We start from the raw sequence: 23,696 nt of genomic DNA on the forward strand, positions 1-23,696 counted from the left end.
CGCTCTCCCCCTTATAACGTATCAATTTCTTTTCGTTCCCCTATTTTTGAGAGCTTTCCTTGTCTCTCTTTCACTTCTTCTAACACATCTTCTAGTGAGATATCTTTTTCAACTAATAAAACAAAACAGTGATAAATGACATCAACCATTTCCTTTACAAGTTCTTCTTTATTATCATTTTTCGCAGCGATTACAACTTCTGTACATTCTTCTCCTATTTTTTTCAAAATTTTATCTTCACCTTTTATAAATAAATAATTTGTATATGATTCCGAAATTGGACTTTCTTTCCGTATTTGAATTGTTTCATATAAAGACTTCAGTACGTCTTCCACCTTCAGTTCCCCCCTTATATAATCTTATAATGAAAGCATGTTTTCTCTCCTGTGTGACAAGCTGGTCCTACTTGCTTAACAATAATTACAATCGAGTCTTGGTCACAATCTAAATAGAGCGCTTGAACATACTGCACATGCCCTGATGTTTCCCCTTTATTCCATAACGCTTGCCGAGAACGTGAATAAAACCATGTTTTCTTTGTTTCCAACGTTTTTTTATACGCCTCTTCATTCATATATGCTAGCATCAAAACTTCTTTTGTATTCTCTTCCACAACAACAGCTGGTAACAACCCTTTTGAAAAATCAGGTATCATAATCTCACCTCAATTTTCGCTTCTTGTAATTTTCGCTTCACCTCTTGTACTGTTACTTCACCATAGTGAAAAATAGAGGCTGCTAATGCAGCATTTACTGACGTTTTTTGAAATACTTTTACAATATGCCCTGCACTTCCACATCCCCCCGAAGCAATAACTGGAATCGAAACCGCTTGTGAAATTGTTTCTGTCAAACGAAGATCATAACCATCCTTCGTCCCATCCGCATCCATGCTCGTAAGTAAAATTTCACCAGCACCTAATTGTTCTACCTGTTTGGCCCACCCTACAGCATCGATTCCCGTATCAATCCGTCCACCGTTTACATATACATTCCACTTATTTTCTTTTACTTCTCTTGCATCAATTGCGACCACAATACATTGCGAACCGAAATGTTCGGCTCCCTCCTGAATTAACTTTGGATTTCGCACTGCCGCTGAGTTAATTGAAATTTTGTCCGCACCTGCTCTTAGTAACGTATACATATCTTGAACCGATGAAATGCCACCTCCAACTGTAAGTGGGATAAACACTTTTGCTGCCGCTCTCTCTACAACATCCACAATCGTTTTTCTTCCTTCATGCGTAGCAGTGATATCTAAAAAAACAATTTCATCTGCACCTGCTTGATTATACAAATCAGCTATTTCAACAGGATCCCCCACATCTTGTAATCCTACAAAATTCACACCCTTTACAACTCGGCCACCTTTCACATCTAAACATGGAATAATTCGCTTCGTTAACATATCTTTGTCACCTGCAATGCCTGTTCTAAATCAATTGTGTTTTCATATAGTGCTTTTCCGATAATAACACCATATACATTCATATCTTTTAATTTCTGCACATCTTGCAATGAGCAAACTCCGCCCGATGCAACAATACGAATATCCACTTCCTTCTGTAGTAATTGTAATTGCTTAAAGTTCGGTCCCTCTAACGTACCGTCTTTTGCAATATCGGTAAAAATGATTGTTTGTACACCGGCACTCTCCATTTTCTTCGCAAGTTCAATATAAGAAATTTCAGACACATCTAGCCAACCTCTCGTTGCAACGTAACCATTTTTCGCATCAATACCAACGATAATACTTTCCTCATATAAACGAACTGCTTCTTCTAAAAAAGGGCGATCATGCAATGCTGCCGTTCCTAAAATAACCTTTTCTACTCCTACTGACAGTAATATTTCAATCGTTTCAATAGAACGTATTCCTCCACCTACTTGAACCGGAATCCGAATCGCTTTACATATATCTTCAATTACGGAAAGATTCATCGATTGACCAGCAACTGCTCCATCAAGGTCAACAATGTGCAATGTTCTTGCTCCTAACTTTTCAAACAGTAATGCTTGAGCAACTGGATTTTCATTCATAACCGTTTCCTTTTGAAATTCTCCTTGATACAGCCTAACACATCGTCCTTTTTTTAAATCGATAGCCGGGAAGATCTCCATGATTCTACCACTCCTTTAAAATTTTTTAACATTTGTATCCCGATATCACCGCTTTTTTCAGGGTGAAACTGCGCTCCAAATATATTCCCTTTCGCAACAAATCCTGGAATATCAACTTTATAGTCACTAATGCCACATACAACCTCATTCGGACAATCTGCATAATAAGAATGAACGTAATACACAAATGAACCATCTTCAACCTCATTCCACAACTCAATTTCCCGCTTCTTCTTTAATTGATTCCAGCCCATATGCGGTATTTTATAAGGAACTTCCAACTTTCTGATCACTCCAGGTAACAAACCTAACCCTTTTGTTCTCTCTATCTCTTCACTCTCTTCAAATAAAAGTTGCATTCCTAAACAAATTCCAAAGAGCGGTTTTTCTTGTACCCCAATTTCTTGAATCACTGAAACAAGGTCTTTTTCCTGCAGGGCAATCATTGCTTTTGGAAAAGCTCCAACTCCTGGTAAAATCACACCATCACTTTTCAATATTCTTTCTTTATCATCTGTCACAATATGCTCGGCCCCAATACGTGTTAACGCTTGTTCAACACTGCGAATATTTCCCATCCCATAATCTACAATGGCAATCAATTACAACAGTCCCTTCGTAGAATTTACGCCAATGATTTTTTCATTTTTGTCCACTGCTTCACGTAGCGCACGCCCAAATGCTTTAAATAAAGCTTCAATTTTGTGATGCGTATTACTTCCATATAAAATGCGAGCATGTAATGTTATATTTGCCGCATGCGCAATCGCTCTGAAAAACTCCTCTGTCAGCTCTGTATCAAAATCTCCTAATTTAGGATTCTTTAATTCACCTTGAAACACAAGATAAGATCTGCCACTTATATCAATCGCAACAAAACCTAACGCTTCATCCATTGGTACATACGCTGCTCCATAGCGGTTAATACCTTCTTTATTTTGCAATGCTTCTTTTAAGCAATTTCCAAGTACAATCCCAACATCTTCAACAGTATGATGTGCATCAACAAACACATCACCTTCTACTTCAATTTGTAAACCAAACCGCCCATGTTTCGCAAACAAAGTTAGCATATGATCAAAGAAACCAACACCCGTTTGAATTAAAACGTTTGTACTTTCATCTAGTTGTAAACTTAGTTTAATTTTTGTTTCGGTCGTTTCCCGTACTTGACTTGCCCTACGCATTATTTCTCCTCCTCAAACCGAATTTGAATTGCTTTTGCATGTGCATGTAACCCTTCTTTATCCGCGAGTGTTATAATATAATGTTGTACACTTTGTAACGCTTCTTTCGTATAGGATACAAAACTTGATTTTTTCACAAAATCATCAACCGATAACGGCGAAAAGAAACGTGCTGTTCCGCTTGTTGGCAATACATGATTCGGGCCTGCGAAATAATCTCCAAGTGGCTCTGGAGCATATGGACCAATAAAAATCGAACCGGCATTCTTAATAAAGCTCAAGGCATTCATCGGTTCATTGATGTGTAACTCTAAATGCTCCGGTGCTATCTCATTCGACAATTGAAACGCATTCTCTAGTGAAGGAACAACAAGAATCGCTCCATTTCTTTCTATTGATTCACGAGCTATTTCCCTTCTTGGTAATGCCTGAAGTTGCACTTGTATTTCTTTTTCTATCTCTTTAGCCAATTCAGCACAAGTTGTAATACAAATCGCTGTTGCTTTCACATCATGCTCTGCTTGAGATAATAAGTCTGCTGCAATAAAAGACGCATTCCCAGTTCTGTCAGCAATTACAACGATTTCAGATGGTCCAGCAATCATGTCAATATGGACAGCTCCAAACACCTCACGCTTTGCAAAAGCCACATATATATTCCCAGGACCGACAATCTTATCTACTTTCGGAATCGATTCCGTTCCATATGCTAATGCTGCTATCGCTTGCGCCCCACCTACTGTATAAATTTCATCTACACCTGCAATCTCAGCAGCTGCTAAAATATGCGGATCTACCCCCTCTTTTCCCGGTGGTGTGACCATGATAACTTTCTGAACCCCTGCAATTTTGGCAGGTAATACATTCATGAGTACAGATGAAGGATAAGATGCCGTTCCTCCTGGTACATATACGCCAACCGTTTGTAACGGTCTAATGAATTGTCCACGAATTACACCTTCATTTTCACAATCTACAAAGGATTGTCTTTTTTGTTTTTCATGGTATGAAATAATATTTTTTTTCGCTTCCTGCAATGCTTCTAGAAACGAAAAATCTACATATTTACTCGCTTTTTCAATTTCTTTTTTTGGAATGCGAAACTTTCTTACCTCGACATGATCGAAAGCCTTTGTATAAGAAATTAATGCTTCATCTTTCCGTTCTCTCACTTGTTTAACAATTTCCCTTACACATAGCTGTACAGTTTCTTCTATTATATTGGCCTGTTCTCTTATCTCTTTTATTCTCTTCAGTGCTTCTGTATAATCCTCATACATTATCTCCATTACAATTCCCCTTTTTTATTTAGATGAAGTAATTGCGCACTCCATCCCATTGATAATATTGAATATTTCGTCTTTTTTTGTTTTTAAAGCAGCTTTATTCACAATCATTCGAGCGGATATGGCATACATTTCTTCAAATACAATCAATCCATTTTCTTGTAATGTTTTTCCAGTCTCTACAATATCAACAATTGCATCTGCTAATCCGAGCAATGGCGCTATTTCCACAGAACCTTCTATTTTTATAATCTCTATATCTTCTCCTTTTTCTCGAAAATAGTTGGAAGTAATATGCGGATACTTGGTAGCAATTCTCTTTTTTCGATAACCTTTCGGATTATATGTTGGGATAGAGGCAACACAGAACTTGCAACACCCTACACCTAAATCAACCATTTCATATATATCTTTCTCATATTCCATTAAAATATCTTTTCCGACAATCCCAATATCTGCAACACCATGTTCTACATAAGTCGCAACATCTACTGCTTTCACTAGAATAAATGAAACGTTCCTACTAGCGCTTTGGAATACGAGCTTCCTTCCTTTATCCATCAATTCCGAACAATCAATTCCCATTTTTTCAAATAGCGGAATGACATGTTTCTCCAGTCTCCCCTTCGTTAACGCAATTTGAATGTTACGCATGAAGTTTCTCCTTCTTTCTGTATGACCCATTTTTCTTTCCACACATATTCCACTAATGCTTTTCCAGCCGCTTCAATTACTTTTATAATTCCATTCTTCTTTGCAAACTGAAATGTATCTTGTAAATTCTCAAACATAGATAGTTCTACTTTCCATCCATCTTTCTGCAGTAATCCACGTAACCTTTCTGCTTCGGCTATCATTTCCAAAGAATAATGAATGAGCATATCTAATTTTTTTCGCTGGAATGGTTTTTGCTGCTCTTGTAATGTCCGTACAATTTGATTTACTTGTACAGCTAACCCAACCGCTGGCATTGGTTCTCCAAAATTACCAAGTAATTCATCATATCTTCCGCCACTCACGATTTCTCCTCCAACATCATATATATAACCTCTAAAAATAACTCCTGTATAATAATGCAAATGTTGAATCATCCCGAGATCAATTGATATATATGAACCATATCCTAATTTTTCAATCGTTTTATAGATTTCTTTTACCCGCATAATTGCTTGCTTCATCTCATAATTTGAAGCGAGCTTTTCCGCTTCTTCAATCACTTCAAGGTTTCCAAATAACCTTGGTAACCTTTCAAGTAACTGTACTGTTTCATCACTTCGATCTAAATTCTTTTCTTGTAAAAAACGGGATAGCTCTGCATAGTTTTTACTTTCAATATACGTACGTAAGAACGACTCCTCTTCTTCTCCAAATGATAGTTTTTTAACAATACACTTATATAACTGAACTTGCCCTAATTCTATTGTAAAAGATTGAACCCCTACAGCTTGAAGAGCATGGATTGCACTGACGATACATTCAATTTCAGCACGTATATTATCAATCCCAATGATTTCAATCCCTGTTTGAATGATTTCATTGTATTTTCCAGATAATGATTCGTTTGCTCGAAATACATTCCCGCTATATGTTAGTTTCAGAGCCAAATCCTCTCTGAGCGTTCCCATTACCCTTGCTAGAGGAATTGTCATATCAGGTCTCAAAACGATAATCCGCCCTTGCTGATCAAAAAATTTATACATTTTCTCTTCATCTATCGGTCTATTACGAAAAGCAAAAACATCATAAAATTCAATCGTGGGTGTCCGAATTTCTTCATAACCCCTTTCTAAAAAAGTACGTCGTAATTTTTGTTCAACTTCTTCTATTAACGTACACTCTTCAAATACATAATCTCTTGTTCCATCTGGATTTGCTCGCTTCCATTTTGTCATACCAATTCACACTCCTTTAAGCTCCCATCAGTAAACTTCCCCTTTTAGTGTATGGCCCATCATAGCAATCACGAACAAAATAAAAAGGGCCTTGTAGAAAAAATACCTACAAGGCCCTTTTTAGGGTGTAGGTACAACGGGAATAACCCTTGTACCTACACGTTGTTCACGCTAGGTTCAAGGGTTTATGTATGATGATGTAGTTGTGTAAGCATATTAACAGATTGTAGTTTAGACATTATCCTTACTCCCTTTCTCCTCTTGTTTTCACATAGTATATAACACAAAATTCAGAATGTAAATACAATTAGGACCTTATATATTTTTTTATGACAGCTCGCTAAAAAAATTAGCGAGCTATTTTTTGTTCATATTCTTGAATTTTTCGTTCATATTGAAGCGTGATTCCAATTTCATCTAAGCCACTTAATAGCTTTTCTTTCCACATCGTTTCAATTGTAAAATGAAAACGATGTCGCGAGGTTATAATCACTTCGTTCTCTAAATCAACTTCTATGACATCTCTTGGATCAACAGCTGCTAGTTTTTCACGCATTTCTTTTTCCATAACGATTGGCAGCATGCCATTTTTTGTACAATTCATATAAAAAATGTCTGCAAATCCCCCCGCAATAATAACACGAAATCCATAGTCAGCAAGTGCCCATGGCGCATGCTCTCTTGATGAACCACAGCCAAAATTTTCACCTGTAATAAGTATACTTGCTCCTTTTCGCTCAGGTGCATTTAATGGAAAATCCGGATTCTCTTGCCTGTCATCCTCATAACGCCACTCATCGAATAAAAATTTCCCAAAACCCGTTCGTTCAATCCTCTTTAAATATTGTTTTGGAATGATTTGATCTGTATCAATGTTATCGTTCATGAGTACAGCAACAGTTCCTTTATGAATACGAAATGGCTCCATCGTAACTCTCCTTTCTCACATCAACGAAATGACCATAAAGCGCTGCGGCCGCTGCCATCGCAGGACTAACTAAATGTGTTCTTGCACCCTTCCCTTGTCGTCCTTCAAAATTCCGATTGGAAGTAGAGGCACAATGTTCCCCCTCCGGCACTTGATCTGGATTCATCCCGAGACACATAGAACACCCAGGCTCTCTCCACTCGAATCCTGCTTCTTCAAATATACGATGCAGTCCTTTTTCCATCGCGGCTTTTCGTACTCTTTTAGATCCTGGCACTACAAGTGCCCGCACCCCTTCTTTTACCTTTTTTCCTTTTACAACGGCTGCGGCAATTTCTAAATCTGATAAACGAGAATTTGTACAAGAGCCAATAAATACATGCTGAACCGGAATTTCAAATGCACTTTTCCCTGGCTGGAGTCCCATATATGCAAAAGCTCGTTCATCATTTTTATCACGTGTTTCTGGCAATTGTTCATCGATACGCATGCCCATACTTGGGTTTGTTCCCCATGTTACATATGGAGCTAGTTTAGTAACATCTACTAAAATACAAGTATCGTATATTGCATTTGGCTCAGTATAGAGCCCCCTCCAATTCGCTACTGCTGAGTCGAACTTTTCCGGTGCATACTCGCGCTCCTTTACATAAGCAAATGTTTTTTCATCTGGTGCAATAATCCCTGCTTTCGCCCCACCTTCAATCGCCATATTACAAAGTGTCATGCGTTCTTCCATTTCCATATCTACAATTGCTTCTCCGTAAAACTCCATCACATATCCAGTTCCAAATGCTACTCCATATGTAGCAAGAAGATGTAAAATAATATCTTTGGCATACACTCCTTTTGGCATTTTCCCTTTTAGTTCGATTCCCATTGCTTTTGGCTTTCGTTGCCATAATGTTTGAGTGGCTAATACATGCTCTACTTCACTTGTACCAATTCCAAATGCTAGCGCTCCAAAGGCTCCATGAGTTGCCGTATGACTATCACCACATACAATGCTCTTTCCCGGCTGCGTTAGTCCAAGTTCTGGACCAATAACATGGACAATCCCTTGATTTTCATCATCAATATCAGCTAACCGAATGTTAAATTGCTTACAATTTTCACGAAGCGTATCTAATTGTTGCTTCGCAATACGATCTGTAATATTCCAAACATCCTTTGTTGGAATATTATGATCCATCGTTGCAAATGTTAAATCTGGCCTCCTAACATTCCGATTGGCAAGCCGCAAGCCTTCAAAGGCTTGCGGCGATGTCACTTCATGTACGAGATGAAGATCGATATATAGTAAATCTAATCCATTTTCATTTGTTGTAACAACGTGTCTTTCCCACAATTTATCTAGTAACCTTTTCGTCATTATCTCCCTCTCCCTACTAACGCTTGTTCTTCCATTTCTTGTAGTACATACTTTGTAAAAGAAGATGTTGTTTCATTTCCACCTATATCAGCTGTACATTTACCAGATCGAAGGACTGCGGAAATTGCTTCTTCGATTGCTTCTCCTTCTCTTTTTAAATCAAAAGATTGTCCGAGCATCATCGCAACTGAACGCATCATTGCAATTGGATTCACTTTATTTTTCCCGGCAATATCTGGTGCTGATCCATGGATTGGTTCATACAGCGAAGGTCCGTTCTCCGCATGACTTGCTGATGGAAGCATCCCGAGCGACCCTGCTAATACAGAAGCTTCATCACTTAAAATATCACCAAATAAATTTTCTGTTACAATGACATCAAACCGGCCCGGATTACGAATTAATTCCATCGCAGCTGCGTCTACTAAAATATGTTCAAGTTCAATATTCGGATAACGAAGTGCTACTTCTTCTGTTACTTCTCTCCAAAGCTTACTCGACTCCAAAACATTTGCTTTATCAATAGAAGTGACTTTTTTACGGCGCTTACTTGCTAATTGGAAAGCGTAAGAAACAATACGCTCGATTTCATGACGATGATAAGTGAGTGTATCTGTCGCTACCTCTTCAGTTTTTTCTTTTGGAAAGGAAAAATATATCCCACCCGTTAATTCACGAACGACAACAAAATCCACCTCATCAGCCGCCTTTAGTGGTGATAAATGGGCAGTCGCTGCATCCACAGTAACAGGACGAACATTAGCAAATACACCAAGTCCTTTTCGAAGCGCAAGCAACCCCTTTTCTGGTCTATCTTTCACTTCGTCCCAGCGTGGTCCACCAACCGAACCTAATAATACCGCATCACTTGCTAAACATGCTGCCAATGTCCTTGACGGTAATGGTTGCCCAAACGAGTCAATCGCAGCCCCTCCAAATTGTTCATCTTGTAGATAAAAATGGTGTCCATACAATCTTTCTATCATGTGCAGCACTTCCTTGGCACTCTCCATAATTTCTGGTCCAACACCGTCACCCGCTAAGCAAACAATACGTTTTTCCAATGATCAGCACCCCTTTTTATTTAACTGATTATTCACAATTTTATTAAGTGAAGTGGGGGATCCCCCCACTTATAAACATTATTTTGTAATCAATAACAAAGCCTTTAATTTTCCAGCTGCATGCACATAAGCTCTAGCTGATGCTTCTAATACATCTTGCGCAACACCAAAACCTGCAACTTGATGAGTTCCTTCTTTCAATTCAACATGAACATGAGCGAGTGCATCCTGACCTTGTGTAATGGATTGAATACGATAATCGGCTAACTCACACTCAAGTCCTAAAATTCTTTGAATTGCATTATAAATCGCTTCAATACTACCTGCCCCAGTTGCTGCATCTTCATATACATTACCTTCCTCATCTCCCAGTGCAATAGTTGCACATTGCGTGCTATTAGACACAAAATGTACTTGTAATTGTTTAATGTTATACTGCTGTGTTGAAAATGCAGCCTCTCCTAGTACTAATGCACGTAAATCTTCTTCTGTAATCTCTTTTTTACGATCTGCTAATCTCTTAAATGCAAGAAATGCTATATCTCGCTCTTCTTCTGTAAAATCATAGCCGAGTTCCTTCATTTTTTCAGTAAACGCATGGCGACCAGAATGCTTTCCAAGTACAAATAAATTTTGCGCTTCACCAACTAGTTCTGGTTCAATAATTTCATATGTCGTTACTTCTTTTAATACACCATCTTGATGAATACCTGATTCATGTGCAAATGCATTTGCTCCAACAATCGCCTTATTTTTTGGAACGATCATACCTGTTAAACGACTTACTAATGTACTTGTTGCTTTAATTTCTTTTAGTGTTATAGAAGATTCGGCTTCATAATAGTCTTTTCTAATGTGCAAAGCAACTGCAACTTCTTCTAAAGCAGCATTACCTGCACGTTCTCCAATCCCATTGATTGTTCCCTCTACTTGCAGTGCCCCGCCTTCAATAGCCGCCAATGAATTCGCTACTGCCATACCAAGGTCATCGTGACAATGACAAGAGAAAATAGCTTTTTCATAAGCAGAAACATATTCTTGTAAATATTTAAAAAGAGAATAATATTCTTCTGGATTTGTATAACCAACTGTATCAGGAATATTAATAACATCCGCTCCAGCGCGAATCGCAACTTCCACAGCTTCTGCTAAAAAAGGACGAGCCGTTCTCGTTGCATCCTCTGCCGAAAATTGCACTGTTGGGAATAAAGATTTCCCCAAAGTTACAGAGCGATGAATACTATCTAGTACATCTTCTTTTGACATACAAAGCTTATATTTCATATGAATGTCACTCGTTGCCAAAAAAACGTGTAACCTCGGAGATACTGCACCTTTTACCGCTTCATACGCTCTACGAATATCACTTTCCTTCGCCCTTGCAAGACTCATAACTGAAGCATTTTGAATCGTTTCCGCAATACGTTTTACTGAACGAAAATCCCCTTCAGAAGCTGCTGCAAATCCCGCTTCCATCACATTAATCCCGAGTTTTTCTAACTGCCTTGCAATCTGCAATTTTTCTTGTTCATTTAAATTGACTCCGGGTGATTGTTCGCCATCACGAAGCGTCGTATCCATGAACAAAATCTGTTTCATATTATTTAACCTCCGCCTTTACTTTCGGTTGTACAAATGGCATCATTTCACGTAATTTACGTCCAACAACTTCAATTTGATGTTCATTCTCCTTAGCATTCGTTACATGGAAATGTGGTCTTCCTGCTTTATGCTCTGCAATCCATCCTCTTGCAAATGTACCATCTTGGATTTCTTTTAACACTTCACCCATCGCTTTCTTCGTATGTTCTGTTACAACGCGTGGTCCTGATACAAAATCGCCCCACTGCGCTGTATCGGAAACAGAATATCTCATATTTTCAAGTCCACCTTCATACATCAGGTCAACAATAAGCTTCAGTTCATGTAAGCATTCAAAGTAAGCAAGCTCTGGCTGGTAACCAGCATCTACTAATGTTTCAAACCCTGCCTTTACAAGCGCAGTAACTCCTCCGCAAAGTACAGCTTGTTCTCCAAATAGATCTGTTTCTGTTTCTTCTTTAAATGTCGTTTCTAACACTCCAGCTCTCGTTGCTCCAATTCCATCTGCATAGGATAATGCTTTTTCAGTTGCTTTTCCTGTTGCGTCTTGATATACAGCAAATAATGCTGGAACAGCCCCGCCCTCGGTAAATGTACGACGCACTAAATGCCCCGGCCCTTTCGGCGCTACTAGAAATACATCTACATCTTCTGGTGGCGTAACCTGATTAAAATGAACGTTAAATCCATGTGCAAACACTAGTGAATTCCCAGCTTGTAAATTCGGTTCAATTTCCGCTTCATATACTTCTGGTTGTAGTTCATCTGGAAGTAGAATCATTACTACATCAGCAGAATTCGCTGCCTCTGCAACTGGATATACGGAGAAACCATCTTCTTTCGCCTTTTCCCATGACTTCCCTGGCCTTAGCCCAACTACTACATCAAAACCATTATCTCGTAAGTTTTGTGCATGAGCATGACCTTGGGAACCATATCCAACAATCGCCACTTTTTTCCCCTTTAATACATTTACCACTACATCTTTCTCATAATAAACTTTTGCCATTTTCTTTCTCCCCCTATATTTAAATAATTAATGAATTAACATAATTTGTTTATCTTGTTTTTTCATACTACGCGTAAATGCAGTAACGCCTGTTCTTGCAATTTCTTTTAAGCCATATGGGCGCAAGAGCTCAATTAATGCTTCTACCTTTTCTTGCGTACCTGTTACTTGCACGACGATGGAATCCTTCCCAACATCTATTACAGCGGCTCGAAATGGTTCAATTAAACTGTACAATTCTGCCCTTGATACACTTGTTGTCGCTACTTTAATGAGAGCAAGCTCCCTTGCAATCATTGCTTCTCCTGTGATATCGGATACTTTTAACACATCGATTTGTTTATGAAGCTGTTTTATTAGCTGCTCCACTTGTTGCTCACTTTCAACATGAACAACAAATGTCATTCGTGAAATATCAGACGACTCTGTATGTCCAACTGAAATACTTTCAATATTAAAATGTCTCCTAGTCATAACACCCGTAATTCGATTTAAAACCCCGCTTTGATTTCGAACGGTTGCCGTAACAATTCTTTTCATCGTTTTTCCACCCCCTCCATTTGGTGAACCCCTTTTCCTGGAGCAACCATCGGCATAACTTTTTCTGACTGCAACACTCTGCAATCAATGACAACAGGTTCTTGCAAATCAATCGCCGCTTGCAACTGCTCCTTCGCAAGTAACGGATTTTCAATTCGCACCCCTTTTATGCCATATGCATGGGCCAGTGCTACAAAATCAGGCTGACAAGAGAGTAACGAATGAGAATATCTTTGGTTATAAAATTCATCTTGCCACTGTCTTACCATTCCTAAAGCTTCATTATTTAAAATCAAAACTTTAACCGGCAAGGAATGTTCTTTCAATACGCTCAGTTCTTGTAATGTCATTTGAAAACCAGCATCACCAACAATCGCTACAACTAATTCTTTCGGTCTTGCAATTTGTGCACCAATAGCAGCAGGAAAGCCAAATCCCATTGTGCCAAGTCCCCCTGACGTCACCCACTTGTCTGGGTCCTTTAGTGGATAATATTGAGCAGCCCACATTTGATGCTGACCAACGTCAGTTGTGACAATTGCTTTTCCTTTTGTAATTTCATATAACATATCAATTGCTGCTTGCGGTTTAATCTCTTCAGAATCTTGATCATAGAAAAATGGATATTGTTCTTTTCTGCTTTTTAAAAGCGATAACCATGCACTATGATTTTCTTTTCTCCCCTTGCACTCGAGCAGTGCCATCAAAGCATGTTTCGCACTAGCCACAATCGGTATTTCTGTGGGAACATTCTTTCCAATCTCTGCTGGATCAATATCAATATGTGCAACCGTAGCGTCTTTTGCAAAATGCTGTAAATTCCCTGTTAGACGATCGTCGAATCTTGCACCGATATTTATGAGTAAATCGCACTCATACAAAGCCATGTTTGCTGTATATGAACCATGCATTCCTCCCATTCCTAGAAATAATTCATCTTCTGGCGGAAATCCCCCTAGTCCAAGAAGTGTATGAACAACAGGTATACAGTACATTCGTGCAAAAGCTGTTAATTCTTGCGAGGCTTTCGCGTGCAATACACCTGCTCCAGCTAAAATCAGCGGCTTTTTCGCAACCTCAATCGCTTGTAATAACTTGTTAATTTGCAATAGGTTTGGCTCATAGTTTGGTTGATAGCCTGGTAAATCCATTTGCACGTCACTACATCGTTCTCCTTTTTCTACTACCATGTTTTTAGGAAGATCAATAACAACTGGTCCTGGCCGACCCGTTTTCGCAATATGAAATGCCTCTTTAATAATTCTTGGTAAATCTGACGCCTTGCGCACTTGATAATTATGTTTTGTTACTGGCATCGTAAGTCCCATAATGTCAGCTTCTTGGAAAGCATCGCTTCCAATCAACGTTGTAGCTACTTGACCTGTGAAAACAACAAGTGGCAGTGAATCAATCATTGCATCTGCAAGACCCGTAATCACGTTTGTTGCACCTGGACCACTTGTGGCAATCACAACACCTGGTTTCCCGGTAACCCGTGCATAGCCTTCTGCTGCATGGATCGCTCCTTGTTCATGCCTTGTTAATACATGAGGAATTTCACAATCATAAATTGCATCATATAACGGCAGAACAGCCCCTCCAGGATAACCAAAAATAACTTCTACATCTTCCTTTCCTAGCGCTTCTAACAACAGCTGTGCACCAGTTGCCATTTTCTCTTCCGTTTTCGAAGACATCTCTCTTTTAACCTCCTTTAAAATTGTTTTATGCAATAAAAAAATCCTACGTCCACACTCCAGCTATGTGCTGAAGGGACGAAAGATTTCGCGGTACCACCCTTCTTCGCAAGAATACATCTTGCCTCAATGACTCGGGATGAGTCTAGCTAGTAACGGAGCTACCGTCTAAGCCTAAACAAATGCTTCAGCTTAGCACTCAAGGGCGATGTTCGTCGACGTGAACCATCGGTTTCCAGCAACCACCGACTCTCTGTGAGGCTTCACAATCAACTACTCCTCCCTATCAACGCTTTACAAATTTATATTTCATTACACTTCTATTATCCAACTTTATTTTCCTCGTAAATTTTCTCTCCATCTTCTACAACTAATTTACGAAACTCTTCCAATAAACGGTTTGTATGTGAACCTGTTTTTCCAGCTCCAATCGTTCTTCCATCAACTGTCGTAACTGCAATCACTTCAGCTGCAGTTCCTGTTAAAAATACTTCATCAGCTACATATACATCGTGCCTTGTAAATAACTCTTCTCTTACGTCATATCCAAGCTTCTCTCCAATTTCCAAAATAGCATTTCGTGTAATACCTTCTAATGCTCCTGCAGAACTTGGTGGTGTAATTAATTTATTTCCTTTTACAATAAACACATTATCACCAGATCCTTCTGCAACATAACCTTGTTCATTTAACATAAGTGCTTCTTGTACACCAGCAAGCTTCGCTTCAATTCTAACTAAAATATTATTCAAATAATTCAAAGACTTCACTTGTGGTGTTAATACATCTGGACGATTCCGACGTGTGGCAACTGTCACAACTGGTATTCCCTTTTCGTAATATTCCGACGGGAATAGTGATAACTGTTCCGCAATTACAACTACATTCGGTTTCGAGCAAGAATCAGGATCTAATCCAAGGTTCCCAGCACCTCGTGATACAACTAAACGAATGTATCCGTTAGATAGCTTATTTTGACGAATCGTCTCAACAACAATATCTATCACTTCATCTAACGTATATGGAATTTCCAACATAATGGATTTTGCTGACTCATATAAACGAATAAGATGTTCTTTCAGTCTGAAGACATTGCCACTATAGACACGAATCCCTTCAAACACCCCATCGCCATATAAATAACCATGGTCATATACTGAAACTTTTGCTTCGTCTTTTGGAACAAATTCTCCATTTAAGAAAATCCATTGCTCATTCACTTAAAAGCGCCCCCTATGTTCTGTGAATTTTTTATTGTTTCCTAGTTTACTCTCCTTTTTAAATAAATCAAGTTAATTTTTAGAAAATTTATAATTTTTAAATTTATGTACATCCTTGTTTATATTGATTTATCAACATTGTTAACGTTTACAACATGTCAAAAAATTTTTTTCGTCATTTTTCATCCTAAAAAATATTTGTTTAGAAGAAGGATTTTTGTCAAATGATGCGAATCTATTGTATTCAATAAACGGACGTCCGATTATATATATTCGGCAATAAAAACGAATTTGGGTTGAAAAGGAGGAATACATTCAAAATAAAATTGTATAAAAATAACAATCATATTTTTCATGCAGCTTTCATAATCCTATTTTTAAAAAACAAATTGTCAAATGAGGGAGGAAAATAATATGGCATGTGTACAAATTAAAGGAACGAGACAAGAGGTAGTAGAAATGTTACAACTATTTGATTTAATGGATACGAAAGGTCTGTGTAAATTTAACAATTACGTAGAGGTGTATCCAAATGAAGAACAGAATAACAACTTTATCGCCTCAATTGATATTCAATCGAATGATAATTCTTCCCAAGATCAATTAAACGATCAATTTGTAAGTCAAATGCTAACTGGTGTGTATAACGACTAATAAAGTGAAACTTTAATCAGTGGGGGTTTTTTCATTCCCACTGATTATTAGCCCTCACCAATCGTGAATTTTACCTTATATTCACATCTTTCTATCATCTTTTTCTCAAATATATAAATATCCACTAAAAATTTGAGCATATTACTAGATGGTAGGAGGTGAAAATTATGGCGAAAATTGGTGTTGAAAATTCTTTAACAGATGTCCAACAAGCACTACAACAAAAAGGGCATGAAGTAGTTTCACTACGCTCTGAAAATGACGCACAAGGATGCGATTGTTGTGTCGTAACTGGACAGGATTCTAATGTAATGGGAATCAGCAATGTATCTACAAAAGGTTCTGTGATTGAGGCGAGTGGTTTAACAACAGATGAAATTTGTCAACAAGTTGAAAGCAGACTATAAAAAATATCTTGTCTATTAAATGTAACTTACCCAAAAAGAGAAGCCTCCTTATGAAAAGGAGACTTCTCTTTTTTATATTCACCTAACGGGAAAGTAACATATACTGGATGAAAGCCCTACCTCTCTCTCATCAACACGGTTCCTCTGACCGCTCCTTGATACACTAGTATGTGTATAAGCTTACAAATACAACTTTTTGGGTTTATTCACAAAAGTTGTTGGTAAAATCACCCGATCTTTCGCAAACTTTTCATGTTGTATTTATAAGAAATATCCAATATATACTAGCTGTAACCGAGACACGAAATAAAATTATAACATCATAAAACAAATTCGTCAATATTTATTTTAACAAAATAAAAACAGACATCGCAATCTGCCTGTTTTAGAATGGAGCTTTTTCTTTTACTACATATACAACAAATCCGCTCACTAACATACATAAGCCGACAGTAAAATTCTTGATGTTAATCATAACTACCTCTCCCTTATTTCATAAATCATATATATTTACACTTCAGTTATATTTATTAGCCATAAGCACACTTTTTCTAATATATCATAATCCCTAAAAAATGCAAGTTTACTTTTTAACGACCATTTACAAACTTATCTACAGTGCTTGGAACTGTATTCAATGCCTTTTCAATCAAGTGTGTACCACTATGTAAATGTAACACTTGCACACCACCAGATCCTACAACTAAAAACGCAACCGGATCGATTGAAACCCCTGCACCACTTCCGCCTCCAAATGGATGTACTTGCTTCACCTCTTTTGGTTGTCCTTGTCCTGCCGAACTTTTTCCTAACGACGTTTCCCCTTTAAAATCACTTCCCCCTGCGCCAAAACCAAAGGCAACTTTTGAGACAGTTAAAACAACATTTCCGTCCGCTGTTGAAACAGGACTTCCGACAATTGTATTCACATCAACCATCTCTTTTAAATTTGTCATTGCAGTTTTCATTAAGTTTTCAATTGGATGTTCCATCATTAAAACCACCTTTTTCCTCTTAATTCTTTTTTATACTTTCCAAAATAGAGGAACTCATACCAAGTTTTACAATTCATAAAAAAACAATGATCCATTATCATCTTTTTCAGCCTGTAATCTAGAACCAATATAAATATCGTTCACTCTAACCTGATATATATCCACTTTGATTTTTCAACACATAAGTCAGCTACGAAGAGAAAAAGGAACTTACACTTGTTTTCTCTCTCTGTTTTTAGCTTGGCATAGGGGAGGAAAGAGAACTGACCGTTTCTATGCATGGCCAGATGCTTTCTCCCTCTAAAAAGAAAAGGTTTATGTTAGTTTTTAATTTGGATTTATACACATTGATGTTATGACGGTCTATTTCTTGTCGGATAAAGTGAAACTTTAATCAGTGGGGGTTTTCTTCATCCCCCACTGATTATTAGTTGAACCAATCGGGCCTTTACGGGCAGTTTATCTCCCACCTAACTTCTTTGCTTCCGCCGAATTTTGAGGTGGGAGTATTACTGCCCGTTAGTGCGGGATAAAAAAGAAAAATATATACATACTACTAATGAACCTTGTTATGAAAGGAGACATTACTTTGACTGATAAATTCGATGAACGAGATAGAACTAAAGAAGGGGATTATAAAGAAGAGTACGCAGCAGAGGTTGCTCCTCAGCGCATCAACTATAACGATAACGATGACATAAAATCAAAAACAGCTGGTTCAACTGCTGGTTTTATCGCACTTGCTCTCGCTGTATTATCACTCTTTACATTTCCTACACTCTTCGGTCTTGTTTCTGTTTTACTTGGGATTTACGCTTATAATCGCGGGGCTACTGTAACAGGTGGTATCGCTGCGATTGTTGGTGGTATCGCTGCACTTGTTGCTCTTTTATTCCGCGCTGCAATCATCGGTTTATTGTTCGCGCTTTTTTAAAGAAAAAAGGTATCTCGCTTCTTGCGAGATACCTTATCCTGTAAAAACATCTTCTGATGGATATCGAATTTTTTGCTTCGCTGGTCGTGCTAGAGAGAATACAAGGGTTAACGGGCCAACTAACCCACAAAACATAACAAACATAATGATACATTTTCCAACAGCCGATAATTTAGCAGTAATCCCCATTGTCAATCCAACTGTACCAAACGCAGAAATTGTTTCAAACAATAATTGAATAAAACTAAAATTTTCTGTAAGCATTAGTAAAAATACTGCGACAAAAATAAGAATTTGGCTAGCAACAGCAATTGCCAACGCTCTCGTTACCGTCGACATTTTAATTGTACGATGGAATAAAACAAAGTCTTCTTTCTTTCTAAAAAAGGCTACAACTGATGTAATTAAAATAACAAATGTTGTTAACTTAATGCCCCCACCTGTTGAAACACTTCCTGCACCTATAAACATTAAAATCATCGTAAACAATATTGACGATTCTTCCATTCCACCATAATCAACCGTATTAAATCCTGCAGTCCTCGGTGTAATCCCTTGGAAAAATGAAGCCCAGAATTTTTCACTTAAAGATAAAGGTCCTAATGTTTTCACATTGTTATACTCCAATATAAAAATCACAATAATTGCAATAACATTAAGGACTACTGTGCCCACAATCATGATTTTCGAATGGAGTGATAGTTTCTGAAAACTACGGCTATACCATATATCAATTAACACTGTAAACCCTAGACCACCTATAACGATTAAAGAACATATTCCCATATTAATAATAGGATCCCCTACATAACGTGTTAAATTATCAGGCCAAAGGGCAAATCCGGCATTATTATAAGCGGCAATAACATGAAAGATACTATAATATAATCCCTTCCCAACACCAAATTCCGGAATAAATCGAATAGATAAAAAAGCAACACCCATTAATTCGATACAAATAGAAAAAATAAAGACACGCTTTACTAATTTTACAAGCCCACCTATATTCGTTTGATTAAACGCTTCTCCAATTAATAATCGGTGGCGCAGTCCAATTTTCTTTCCTAATACCCATACAATTAAAATGGCAATTGTCATTAATCCAAGACCACCTGTTTGAATTAACAACATAATGATAATTTGACCAAACATTGTAAAAGTGCTAGCAGTATCTACAACTCCTAAACCTGTTACCGTTGCTGCCGATGTTGCTGTGAAAAAGGCGTCTACCCAACTAATTGATTCTTTTGTCGCAAATGGTAGTTTTAATAACATTCCTCCGACAACAATTAAACAAAAAAAGCCTATTGCTAAAATTTGAGGCGGGTTTAGTCGGATTAAACGATTGTAAAACCCTTTTTTTGTTGTTGCTTCCATATCACTAACTCCCTTAATAAAGTGAAACTTTAATCAGTGGGGGTTTTCTTCATCCCCCACTGATTATTAGTTGAACCAATCGGGCCTTTACAGGCAGTTTATCTCCCACCTAACTTCTTTGCTTCCGCCGAATTTTGAGGTGAGAGTATTACTGCCCGTTAGTGCGGGATAAAGTAACACCTATATCCGTGTGCCCATGGTTCGTTGTACTTAAACCATATCTTACAGATAATCATTTTACACAGAGATTTTTTTATTTCTTGTACTTTTAAAACAAACTCTCTTGGGCGAATAAATTTTTTATACTCCCATAATATAGTTGAGCATAATCCTTTTTTTCATAGATTTCAACTTTTATTTTCATACAAATTGAACTAACTATTATTAGGTCATTTTCTTCTTATTCCACTGATAGAAACGCCTTACTAAAAAATCTAATGAACCTTTTTCACACTATTTTTATCTTCATAAAAGTGACTGTTCTACTTGAATAAAGTAAAACTTTAAAATCCCCATATCTTTCACTTCAAATTCACATTGAAGTCACATCTATCTTTTATATTATAACTATCGAAGCTGTTCCTCCCTAATAATGAGGCATTCCCCAGTGCCTCGAACAGCTTTCCATCCCTAATTAAAATTGACATAAATTGTCCCCTTCCATGACCATCTTGCATTAGCAAGATGGTCTATTTTTTATCTACCATAGTAGTTACCGATTCACTAACTATTCATTCGACTATAAAGCCTCTAACTATTTTTCACCTTTCATCTATGATCCACAAAGAGAGAAACTTTTAAAATTCCTACACCTTTCACTTCAAGTTCACATTGAATTCACACCTATCTTTTATATTATAACTATCAAAGCTGTTCCTCCCTAATAATGAGGCATTCCCCAGTGTCTCGAACAGCTTTCCATCCCTAATTAAAATTGACATAAATTGTCCCCTTCCATGACCATCTTGCATTGGCAAGATGGTCTATTTTTTATCTTAAAATATAAATCATATTCATATTTTTCTATATACTATCAAACAAGAATAATAGGGTATCCATCACAATACACCTATTCTAAAATTTTAAATGTTAATATAAATAATTTTCAGAAAATATTGTCAAATAACATACTTTTTCGGTACAATAAAAGTAGAAAGCACATTCACAAAAATAAGGAGGGATTTTATTGAAGCAAACAAAAGCAATCTTAATTGCACTTTTACTCGGTCTCATCGTTGGACTTGCTCTTAATTTATACGCCCCATCTATTTTCACACCCTTAAACCAATATGTATTTAACCCAATCGGTCAACTATTTATCCGACTTATTAAAATGCTTGTTGTCCCTGTTGTATTTATCTCTATTGCTCTCGGAACGGCCGGGCTTGGAGATCCAAAACAACTTGGGAGAATCGGTGTAAAATCAATTTCTTTTTTTCTAACAACTACAGCAGTTGCTATTTCCCTGGCTGTTGCCCTCGCACTCCTCATCCAACCAGGACAAGGTGGGGGATTTAAAACAGAGAACCTTACCTATAAAGGAGCAAAAGCTGAAACTTCTATTGTCGATACACTCCTCAATATCGTTCCAGATAATCCAGCTAAGGCTATGACTGATGGAAATATGCTCCAAATCATTGCCTTTGCCGTATTAATAGGACTTGGACTTGCTATTCTTGGAAAACGAGTTCAAGGTATTCACTCATTACTTGAACAGGGCAACGAATTAATGATGTATCTTGTCAATCTCGTTATGAAACTTGCTCCAGTTGGAACATTCGGATTGCTTGCTTCTTCTGTTGGTCAGATGGGTCTTGCAGGCGTCGCTGCAATGTTCAAGTATATGATTGTCGTTATGCTAGCACTTATCATTCATGGTGTATTTGTATATGGGGGCTTATTAAAAGTATTCGCTAAAGAAAGCATCGTTCGCTTCATTAAACATTTTGGACCTGTTATGGCAATTGGATTCAGTACATCCAGTTCCAATGCATCTCTTCCATTTGCAATGAAAACCGCACAAGAAAAACTAGGTGTTTCAAAATCAATTAGTTCCTTTGTACAACCACTTGGAGCTACAATTAATATGGACGGCACCGCCATTATGCAAGGCGTTGCCACCGTCTTTATCGCTCAAGTATATGGAGTAGAGCTTACAATGGCTCAATTAGCTATGGTTGTGTTAACCGCTGTATTAGCGAGCATTGGAACTGCCGGTGTACCTGGTGTTGGACTTGTTATGTTAACGATGGTCTTAAATCAAGTAAATCTTCCAGTAGAGGGCATTGCCTTAATTATTGGGGTTGACCGTATTCTCGATATGTCAAGAACTGCAGTTAATATTTCTGGCGATGCAATCTGTGCGATGATTGTATCAAAATCAGAAAATAAATATAATACGGATAGCTCAGCGGCTTCATAAGAAAGGAGTGAATATATTCACTCCTTTCTTGATTTACTTCCTTTCTTTGAACGGTATTCTTTCCCTTTATTATCATTACCAGTTACAAATTCAGAACCAAACTCTTGTTGAAATTGTCCTGTTTTGGGTGATCCTTGATTTCCACTTCCTTGACTACCATTACGATTTGTCATCTTCCTTCCTCCTTTCATATTGGTAGTATGTCTTTCCAATCTCAATTGTACACATTGCCTTCTTCTTTAAAAATCATGGAATTCTTTCACATTTTATATAAAGTGAAACAGCATGAGCTTTCTTCATCCCCAAAATAGCAAATAAATTAAAAAACTTCCCCAAGACAGGGACGTTTTTTCTACTAAACACAGTTCACCCTATTTTTTCTATATCAGTTTTTTTGAAATAGATATCATTACGTGCATCTCATCTTCAGATAAAGCCGAAAATCTTTCTTGTAAATACTGTTTTTTCGCAAATTCCATTTTAGCAACTAACTCTTTTCCTTGTTCCGTAATTTCCAAATATACCACGCGACGATCAGATGTAGAACGGGAACGTGTCACAAAACCTTTGTTAATTAGCTTTTCTGTAACAGCTGTAATATGACTATTTGATACATGCAGTTCATTCGCTACGCGAGAAACCATCTCTTTTTCATTACGATTTAATATACGAAGTACGAGAAACTCATTCCATGGTATGTAATCTCCAAAAATTTTTCCAATATCATTACGCAAGGAACGAAACATAGCAAAAACATTTGCAGATAAATCCTCCATTAATTGTTCACGATTATGAGACACCGTTTACATCTCCCTTTTATTTCATATAGTTAAATAAAAACTTTATTAATTATATTACCTTATATCTTACATTTTGTCATCTTTTTTCCCACAAAGTTTCTTATACCATATTCACTTACTTGACTGATACACTCTCAAAACGAAATACATTTTGAAAAATCCTCTTCTCTCACTAGAGCACGTATCA

At 37.4% G+C, this 23,696-nt stretch carries 26 protein-coding genes and 1 other annotated feature; of the genes, 4 read left to right on the top strand and 22 right to left on the bottom strand.

Features of this window, described 5'->3' with window-relative positions; genetic code table 11:
* Nucleotides 1-11: 11 nt before the first annotated feature.
* The 17 genes from hisE to ilvE form a co-directional block, all read right to left on the bottom strand.
* On the bottom strand, nt 12-335 hold the full coding sequence (gene hisE, locus AC1M36_RS14715) for a phosphoribosyl-ATP diphosphatase (protein ID WP_336452674.1): 324 nt from the start codon (nt 333-335) through the stop codon (nt 12-14).
* Nucleotides 336-349: 14 nt separating this feature from the next.
* A complete protein-coding gene (gene hisI, locus AC1M36_RS14720; protein ID WP_336452675.1) occupies nt 350-655 on the bottom strand; it encodes a phosphoribosyl-AMP cyclohydrolase in 306 nt (101 codons plus the stop codon).
* Nucleotides 652-1,410, bottom strand: coding sequence for an imidazole glycerol phosphate synthase subunit HisF (gene hisF / locus AC1M36_RS14725; protein WP_336452676.1), 759 nt, complete (start codon nt 1,408-1,410; stop codon nt 652-654). The genes hisI and hisF overlap by 4 nt, the downstream gene beginning before the upstream one ends.
* Nucleotides 1,404-2,123, bottom strand: coding sequence for a 1-(5-phosphoribosyl)-5-[(5-phosphoribosylamino)methylideneamino]imidazole-4-carboxamide isomerase (gene hisA, locus AC1M36_RS14730; protein WP_336452677.1), 720 nt, complete (start codon nt 2,121-2,123; stop codon nt 1,404-1,406). Before hisA ends, hisF begins: the two co-directional genes overlap by 7 nt.
* Nucleotides 2,096-2,725: an imidazole glycerol phosphate synthase subunit HisH gene (gene hisH / locus AC1M36_RS14735; protein WP_336452678.1), complete on the bottom strand. Its 630-nt coding sequence runs from the start codon at nt 2,723-2,725 to the stop codon at nt 2,096-2,098. The genes hisA and hisH overlap by 28 nt, the downstream gene beginning before the upstream one ends.
* On the bottom strand, nt 2,726-3,310 hold the full coding sequence (hisB, locus tag AC1M36_RS14740) for an imidazoleglycerol-phosphate dehydratase HisB (protein WP_336452679.1): 585 nt from the start codon (nt 3,308-3,310) through the stop codon (nt 2,726-2,728).
* Nucleotides 3,310-4,599 carry a histidinol dehydrogenase gene (hisD, locus tag AC1M36_RS14745; protein ID WP_336452680.1) on the bottom strand — a complete coding sequence of 430 codons (1,290 nt, stop codon included), beginning with the start codon at nt 4,597-4,599 and terminating at the stop codon, nt 3,310-3,312. Before hisD ends, hisB begins: the two co-directional genes overlap by 1 nt.
* A gap of 15 nt (nt 4,600-4,614) precedes the next feature.
* The gene (gene hisG / locus AC1M36_RS14750) at nt 4,615-5,250 is read right to left on the bottom strand and encodes an ATP phosphoribosyltransferase (RefSeq protein ID WP_336452681.1); all 636 of its coding nucleotides are present in this window, start codon (nt 5,248-5,250) and stop codon (nt 4,615-4,617) included.
* Nucleotides 5,226-6,488 carry an ATP phosphoribosyltransferase regulatory subunit gene (gene hisZ, locus AC1M36_RS14755; protein ID WP_479845991.1) on the bottom strand — a complete coding sequence of 421 codons (1,263 nt, stop codon included), beginning with the start codon at nt 6,486-6,488 and terminating at the stop codon, nt 5,226-5,228. The genes hisG and hisZ overlap by 25 nt, the downstream gene beginning before the upstream one ends.
* A 349-nt stretch (nt 6,489-6,837) precedes the next feature.
* On the bottom strand, nt 6,838-7,416 hold the full coding sequence (leuD, locus tag AC1M36_RS14760; protein WP_336452683.1) for a 3-isopropylmalate dehydratase small subunit: 579 nt from the start codon (nt 7,414-7,416) through the stop codon (nt 6,838-6,840).
* Entirely contained in the window at nt 7,394-8,788 is a 1,395-nt protein-coding gene (leuC, locus tag AC1M36_RS14765) for a 3-isopropylmalate dehydratase large subunit (protein ID WP_336452684.1), read from the bottom strand. Before leuC ends, leuD begins: the two co-directional genes overlap by 23 nt.
* Nucleotides 8,788-9,852: a 3-isopropylmalate dehydrogenase gene (leuB, locus tag AC1M36_RS14770; RefSeq protein ID WP_479845992.1), complete on the bottom strand. Its 1,065-nt coding sequence runs from the start codon at nt 9,850-9,852 to the stop codon at nt 8,788-8,790. The genes leuC and leuB overlap by 1 nt, the downstream gene beginning before the upstream one ends.
* A gap of 78 nt (nt 9,853-9,930) precedes the next feature.
* Nucleotides 9,931-11,451, bottom strand: a complete 1,521-nt coding sequence (locus tag AC1M36_RS14775) for a 2-isopropylmalate synthase (protein ID WP_336452686.1) — start codon at nt 11,449-11,451, stop codon at nt 9,931-9,933.
* A gap of 1 nt (nt 11,452) precedes the next feature.
* Nucleotides 11,453-12,463 (bottom strand): ketol-acid reductoisomerase, encoded by a 1,011-nt coding sequence (gene ilvC / locus AC1M36_RS14780; protein WP_336452687.1) that lies wholly within the window; start codon nt 12,461-12,463, stop codon nt 11,453-11,455.
* Nucleotides 12,464-12,490: 27 nt separating this feature from the next.
* Nucleotides 12,491-13,003, bottom strand: a complete 513-nt coding sequence (gene ilvN / locus AC1M36_RS14785) for an acetolactate synthase small subunit (RefSeq protein ID WP_000822945.1) — start codon at nt 13,001-13,003, stop codon at nt 12,491-12,493.
* Nucleotides 13,000-14,700 carry an acetolactate synthase large subunit gene (ilvB, locus tag AC1M36_RS14790; protein ID WP_479845993.1) on the bottom strand — a complete coding sequence of 567 codons (1,701 nt, stop codon included), beginning with the start codon at nt 14,698-14,700 and terminating at the stop codon, nt 13,000-13,002. Before ilvB ends, ilvN begins: the two co-directional genes overlap by 4 nt.
* A gap of 71 nt (nt 14,701-14,771) precedes the next feature.
* Nucleotides 14,772-14,999 (bottom strand) — a binding site (T-box leader).
* Between the two features lie 24 nt (nt 15,000-15,023).
* Nucleotides 15,024-15,920 (bottom strand): branched-chain-amino-acid transaminase, encoded by an 897-nt coding sequence (ilvE, locus tag AC1M36_RS14795; protein WP_336452689.1) that lies wholly within the window; start codon nt 15,918-15,920, stop codon nt 15,024-15,026.
* Nucleotides 15,921-16,334: 414 nt separating this feature from the next.
* On the opposite strand from ilvE, the gene AC1M36_RS14800 reads away from it, so the two are divergent.
* On the top strand, nt 16,335-16,574 hold the full coding sequence (locus tag AC1M36_RS14800; protein ID WP_174099526.1) for a DUF3911 family protein: 240 nt from the start codon (nt 16,335-16,337) through the stop codon (nt 16,572-16,574).
* A 167-nt stretch (nt 16,575-16,741) separates the two neighbouring features.
* Entirely contained in the window at nt 16,742-16,981 is a 240-nt protein-coding gene (locus AC1M36_RS14805; RefSeq protein WP_479845994.1) for a YkuS family protein, read from the top strand.
* A gap of 385 nt (nt 16,982-17,366) precedes the next feature.
* On the opposite strand, the gene AC1M36_RS14810 is transcribed toward AC1M36_RS14805, so the two are convergent.
* Nucleotides 17,367-17,456: a hypothetical protein gene (locus tag AC1M36_RS14810; protein WP_000608217.1), complete on the bottom strand. Its 90-nt coding sequence runs from the start codon at nt 17,454-17,456 to the stop codon at nt 17,367-17,369.
* A gap of 115 nt (nt 17,457-17,571) precedes the next feature.
* Complete coding sequence (ytfJ, locus tag AC1M36_RS14815; RefSeq protein WP_174099524.1) at nt 17,572-17,973, bottom strand: GerW family sporulation protein; 402 nt, start codon at nt 17,971-17,973, stop codon at nt 17,572-17,574.
* Between the two features lie 574 nt (nt 17,974-18,547).
* On the opposite strand from ytfJ, the gene AC1M36_RS14820 reads away from it, so the two are divergent.
* Nucleotides 18,548-18,910, top strand: a complete 363-nt coding sequence (locus tag AC1M36_RS14820; RefSeq protein WP_336452691.1) for an imidazole glycerol phosphate synthase — start codon at nt 18,548-18,550, stop codon at nt 18,908-18,910.
* 33 nt (nt 18,911-18,943) lie between these two features.
* On the opposite strand, the gene AC1M36_RS14825 is transcribed toward AC1M36_RS14820, so the two are convergent.
* Nucleotides 18,944-20,287: a TrkH family potassium uptake protein gene (locus AC1M36_RS14825; protein ID WP_336452692.1), complete on the bottom strand. Its 1,344-nt coding sequence runs from the start codon at nt 20,285-20,287 to the stop codon at nt 18,944-18,946.
* Nucleotides 20,288-21,473: 1,186 nt separating this feature from the next.
* On the opposite strand from AC1M36_RS14825, the gene AC1M36_RS14830 reads away from it, so the two are divergent.
* A complete protein-coding gene (locus tag AC1M36_RS14830; RefSeq protein WP_336452693.1) occupies nt 21,474-22,709 on the top strand; it encodes a dicarboxylate/amino acid:cation symporter in 1,236 nt (411 codons plus the stop codon).
* Between the two features lie 17 nt (nt 22,710-22,726).
* Here AC1M36_RS14830 and AC1M36_RS14835 read toward each other — a convergent pair whose 3' ends face one another.
* A complete protein-coding gene (locus AC1M36_RS14835; protein ID WP_336452694.1) occupies nt 22,727-22,882 on the bottom strand; it encodes an imidazoleglycerol-phosphate dehydratase in 156 nt (51 codons plus the stop codon).
* A gap of 207 nt (nt 22,883-23,089) precedes the next feature.
* Nucleotides 23,090-23,509: a MarR family winged helix-turn-helix transcriptional regulator gene (locus tag AC1M36_RS14840; RefSeq protein ID WP_336452695.1), complete on the bottom strand. Its 420-nt coding sequence runs from the start codon at nt 23,507-23,509 to the stop codon at nt 23,090-23,092.
* Between the last annotated feature and the right edge of the window lie 187 nt (nt 23,510-23,696).

It is taken from the genome of Bacillus sp. Medicinal_06, assembly GCF_056711665.1.

Excerpts from the sequence above, each read along its gene's own strand:
- AC1M36_RS14800 (WP_174099526.1), top strand. The coding sequence starts at position 16,335 with ATGGCATGTGTACAAATTAAAGGAACGAGACAAGAGGTAGTAGAAATG.
- hisG (WP_336452681.1), bottom strand. The coding sequence starts at position 5,250 with ATGCGTAACATTCAAATTGCGTTAACGAAGGGGAGACTGGAGAAACAT.
- leuD (WP_336452683.1), bottom strand. The coding sequence starts at position 7,416 with ATGGAGCCATTTCGTATTCATAAAGGAACTGTTGCTGTACTCATGAAC.
- ilvN (WP_000822945.1), bottom strand. The coding sequence starts at position 13,003 with ATGAAAAGAATTGTTACGGCAACCGTTCGAAATCAAAGCGGGGTTTTA.
- AC1M36_RS14805 (WP_479845994.1), top strand. The coding sequence starts at position 16,742 with ATGGCGAAAATTGGTGTTGAAAATTCTTTAACAGATGTCCAACAAGCA.
- AC1M36_RS14825 (WP_336452692.1), bottom strand. The coding sequence starts at position 20,287 with ATGGAAGCAACAACAAAAAAAGGGTTTTACAATCGTTTAATCCGACTA.
- ilvB (WP_479845993.1), bottom strand. The coding sequence starts at position 14,700 with ATGTCTTCGAAAACGGAAGAGAAAATGGCAACTGGTGCACAGCTGTTG.
- hisB (WP_336452679.1), bottom strand. The coding sequence starts at position 3,310 with ATGCGTAGGGCAAGTCAAGTACGGGAAACGACCGAAACAAAAATTAAA.
- AC1M36_RS14820 (WP_336452691.1), top strand. The coding sequence starts at position 18,548 with ATGAAAGGAGACATTACTTTGACTGATAAATTCGATGAACGAGATAGA.
- hisA (WP_336452677.1), bottom strand. The coding sequence starts at position 2,123 with ATGGAGATCTTCCCGGCTATCGATTTAAAAAAAGGACGATGTGTTAGG.
- ilvC (WP_336452687.1), bottom strand. The coding sequence starts at position 12,463 with ATGGCAAAAGTTTATTATGAGAAAGATGTAGTGGTAAATGTATTAAAG.
- leuC (WP_336452684.1), bottom strand. The coding sequence starts at position 8,788 with ATGACGAAAAGGTTACTAGATAAATTGTGGGAAAGACACGTTGTTACA.
- ytfJ (WP_174099524.1), bottom strand. The coding sequence starts at position 17,973 with ATGGAACATCCAATTGAAAACTTAATGAAAACTGCAATGACAAATTTA.
- hisI (WP_336452675.1), bottom strand. The coding sequence starts at position 655 with ATGATACCTGATTTTTCAAAAGGGTTGTTACCAGCTGTTGTTGTGGAA.
- hisF (WP_336452676.1), bottom strand. The coding sequence starts at position 1,410 with ATGTTAACGAAGCGAATTATTCCATGTTTAGATGTGAAAGGTGGCCGA.
- AC1M36_RS14835 (WP_336452694.1), bottom strand. The coding sequence starts at position 22,882 with ATGACAAATCGTAATGGTAGTCAAGGAAGTGGAAATCAAGGATCACCC.
- AC1M36_RS14775 (WP_336452686.1), bottom strand. The coding sequence starts at position 11,451 with ATGAAACAGATTTTGTTCATGGATACGACGCTTCGTGATGGCGAACAA.
- AC1M36_RS14810 (WP_000608217.1), bottom strand. The coding sequence starts at position 17,456 with ATGATTAACATCAAGAATTTTACTGTCGGCTTATGTATGTTAGTGAGC.
- hisZ (WP_479845991.1), bottom strand. The coding sequence starts at position 6,488 with ATGACAAAATGGAAGCGAGCAAATCCAGATGGAACAAGAGATTATGTA.
- hisD (WP_336452680.1), bottom strand. The coding sequence starts at position 4,599 with ATGGAGATAATGTATGAGGATTATACAGAAGCACTGAAGAGAATAAAA.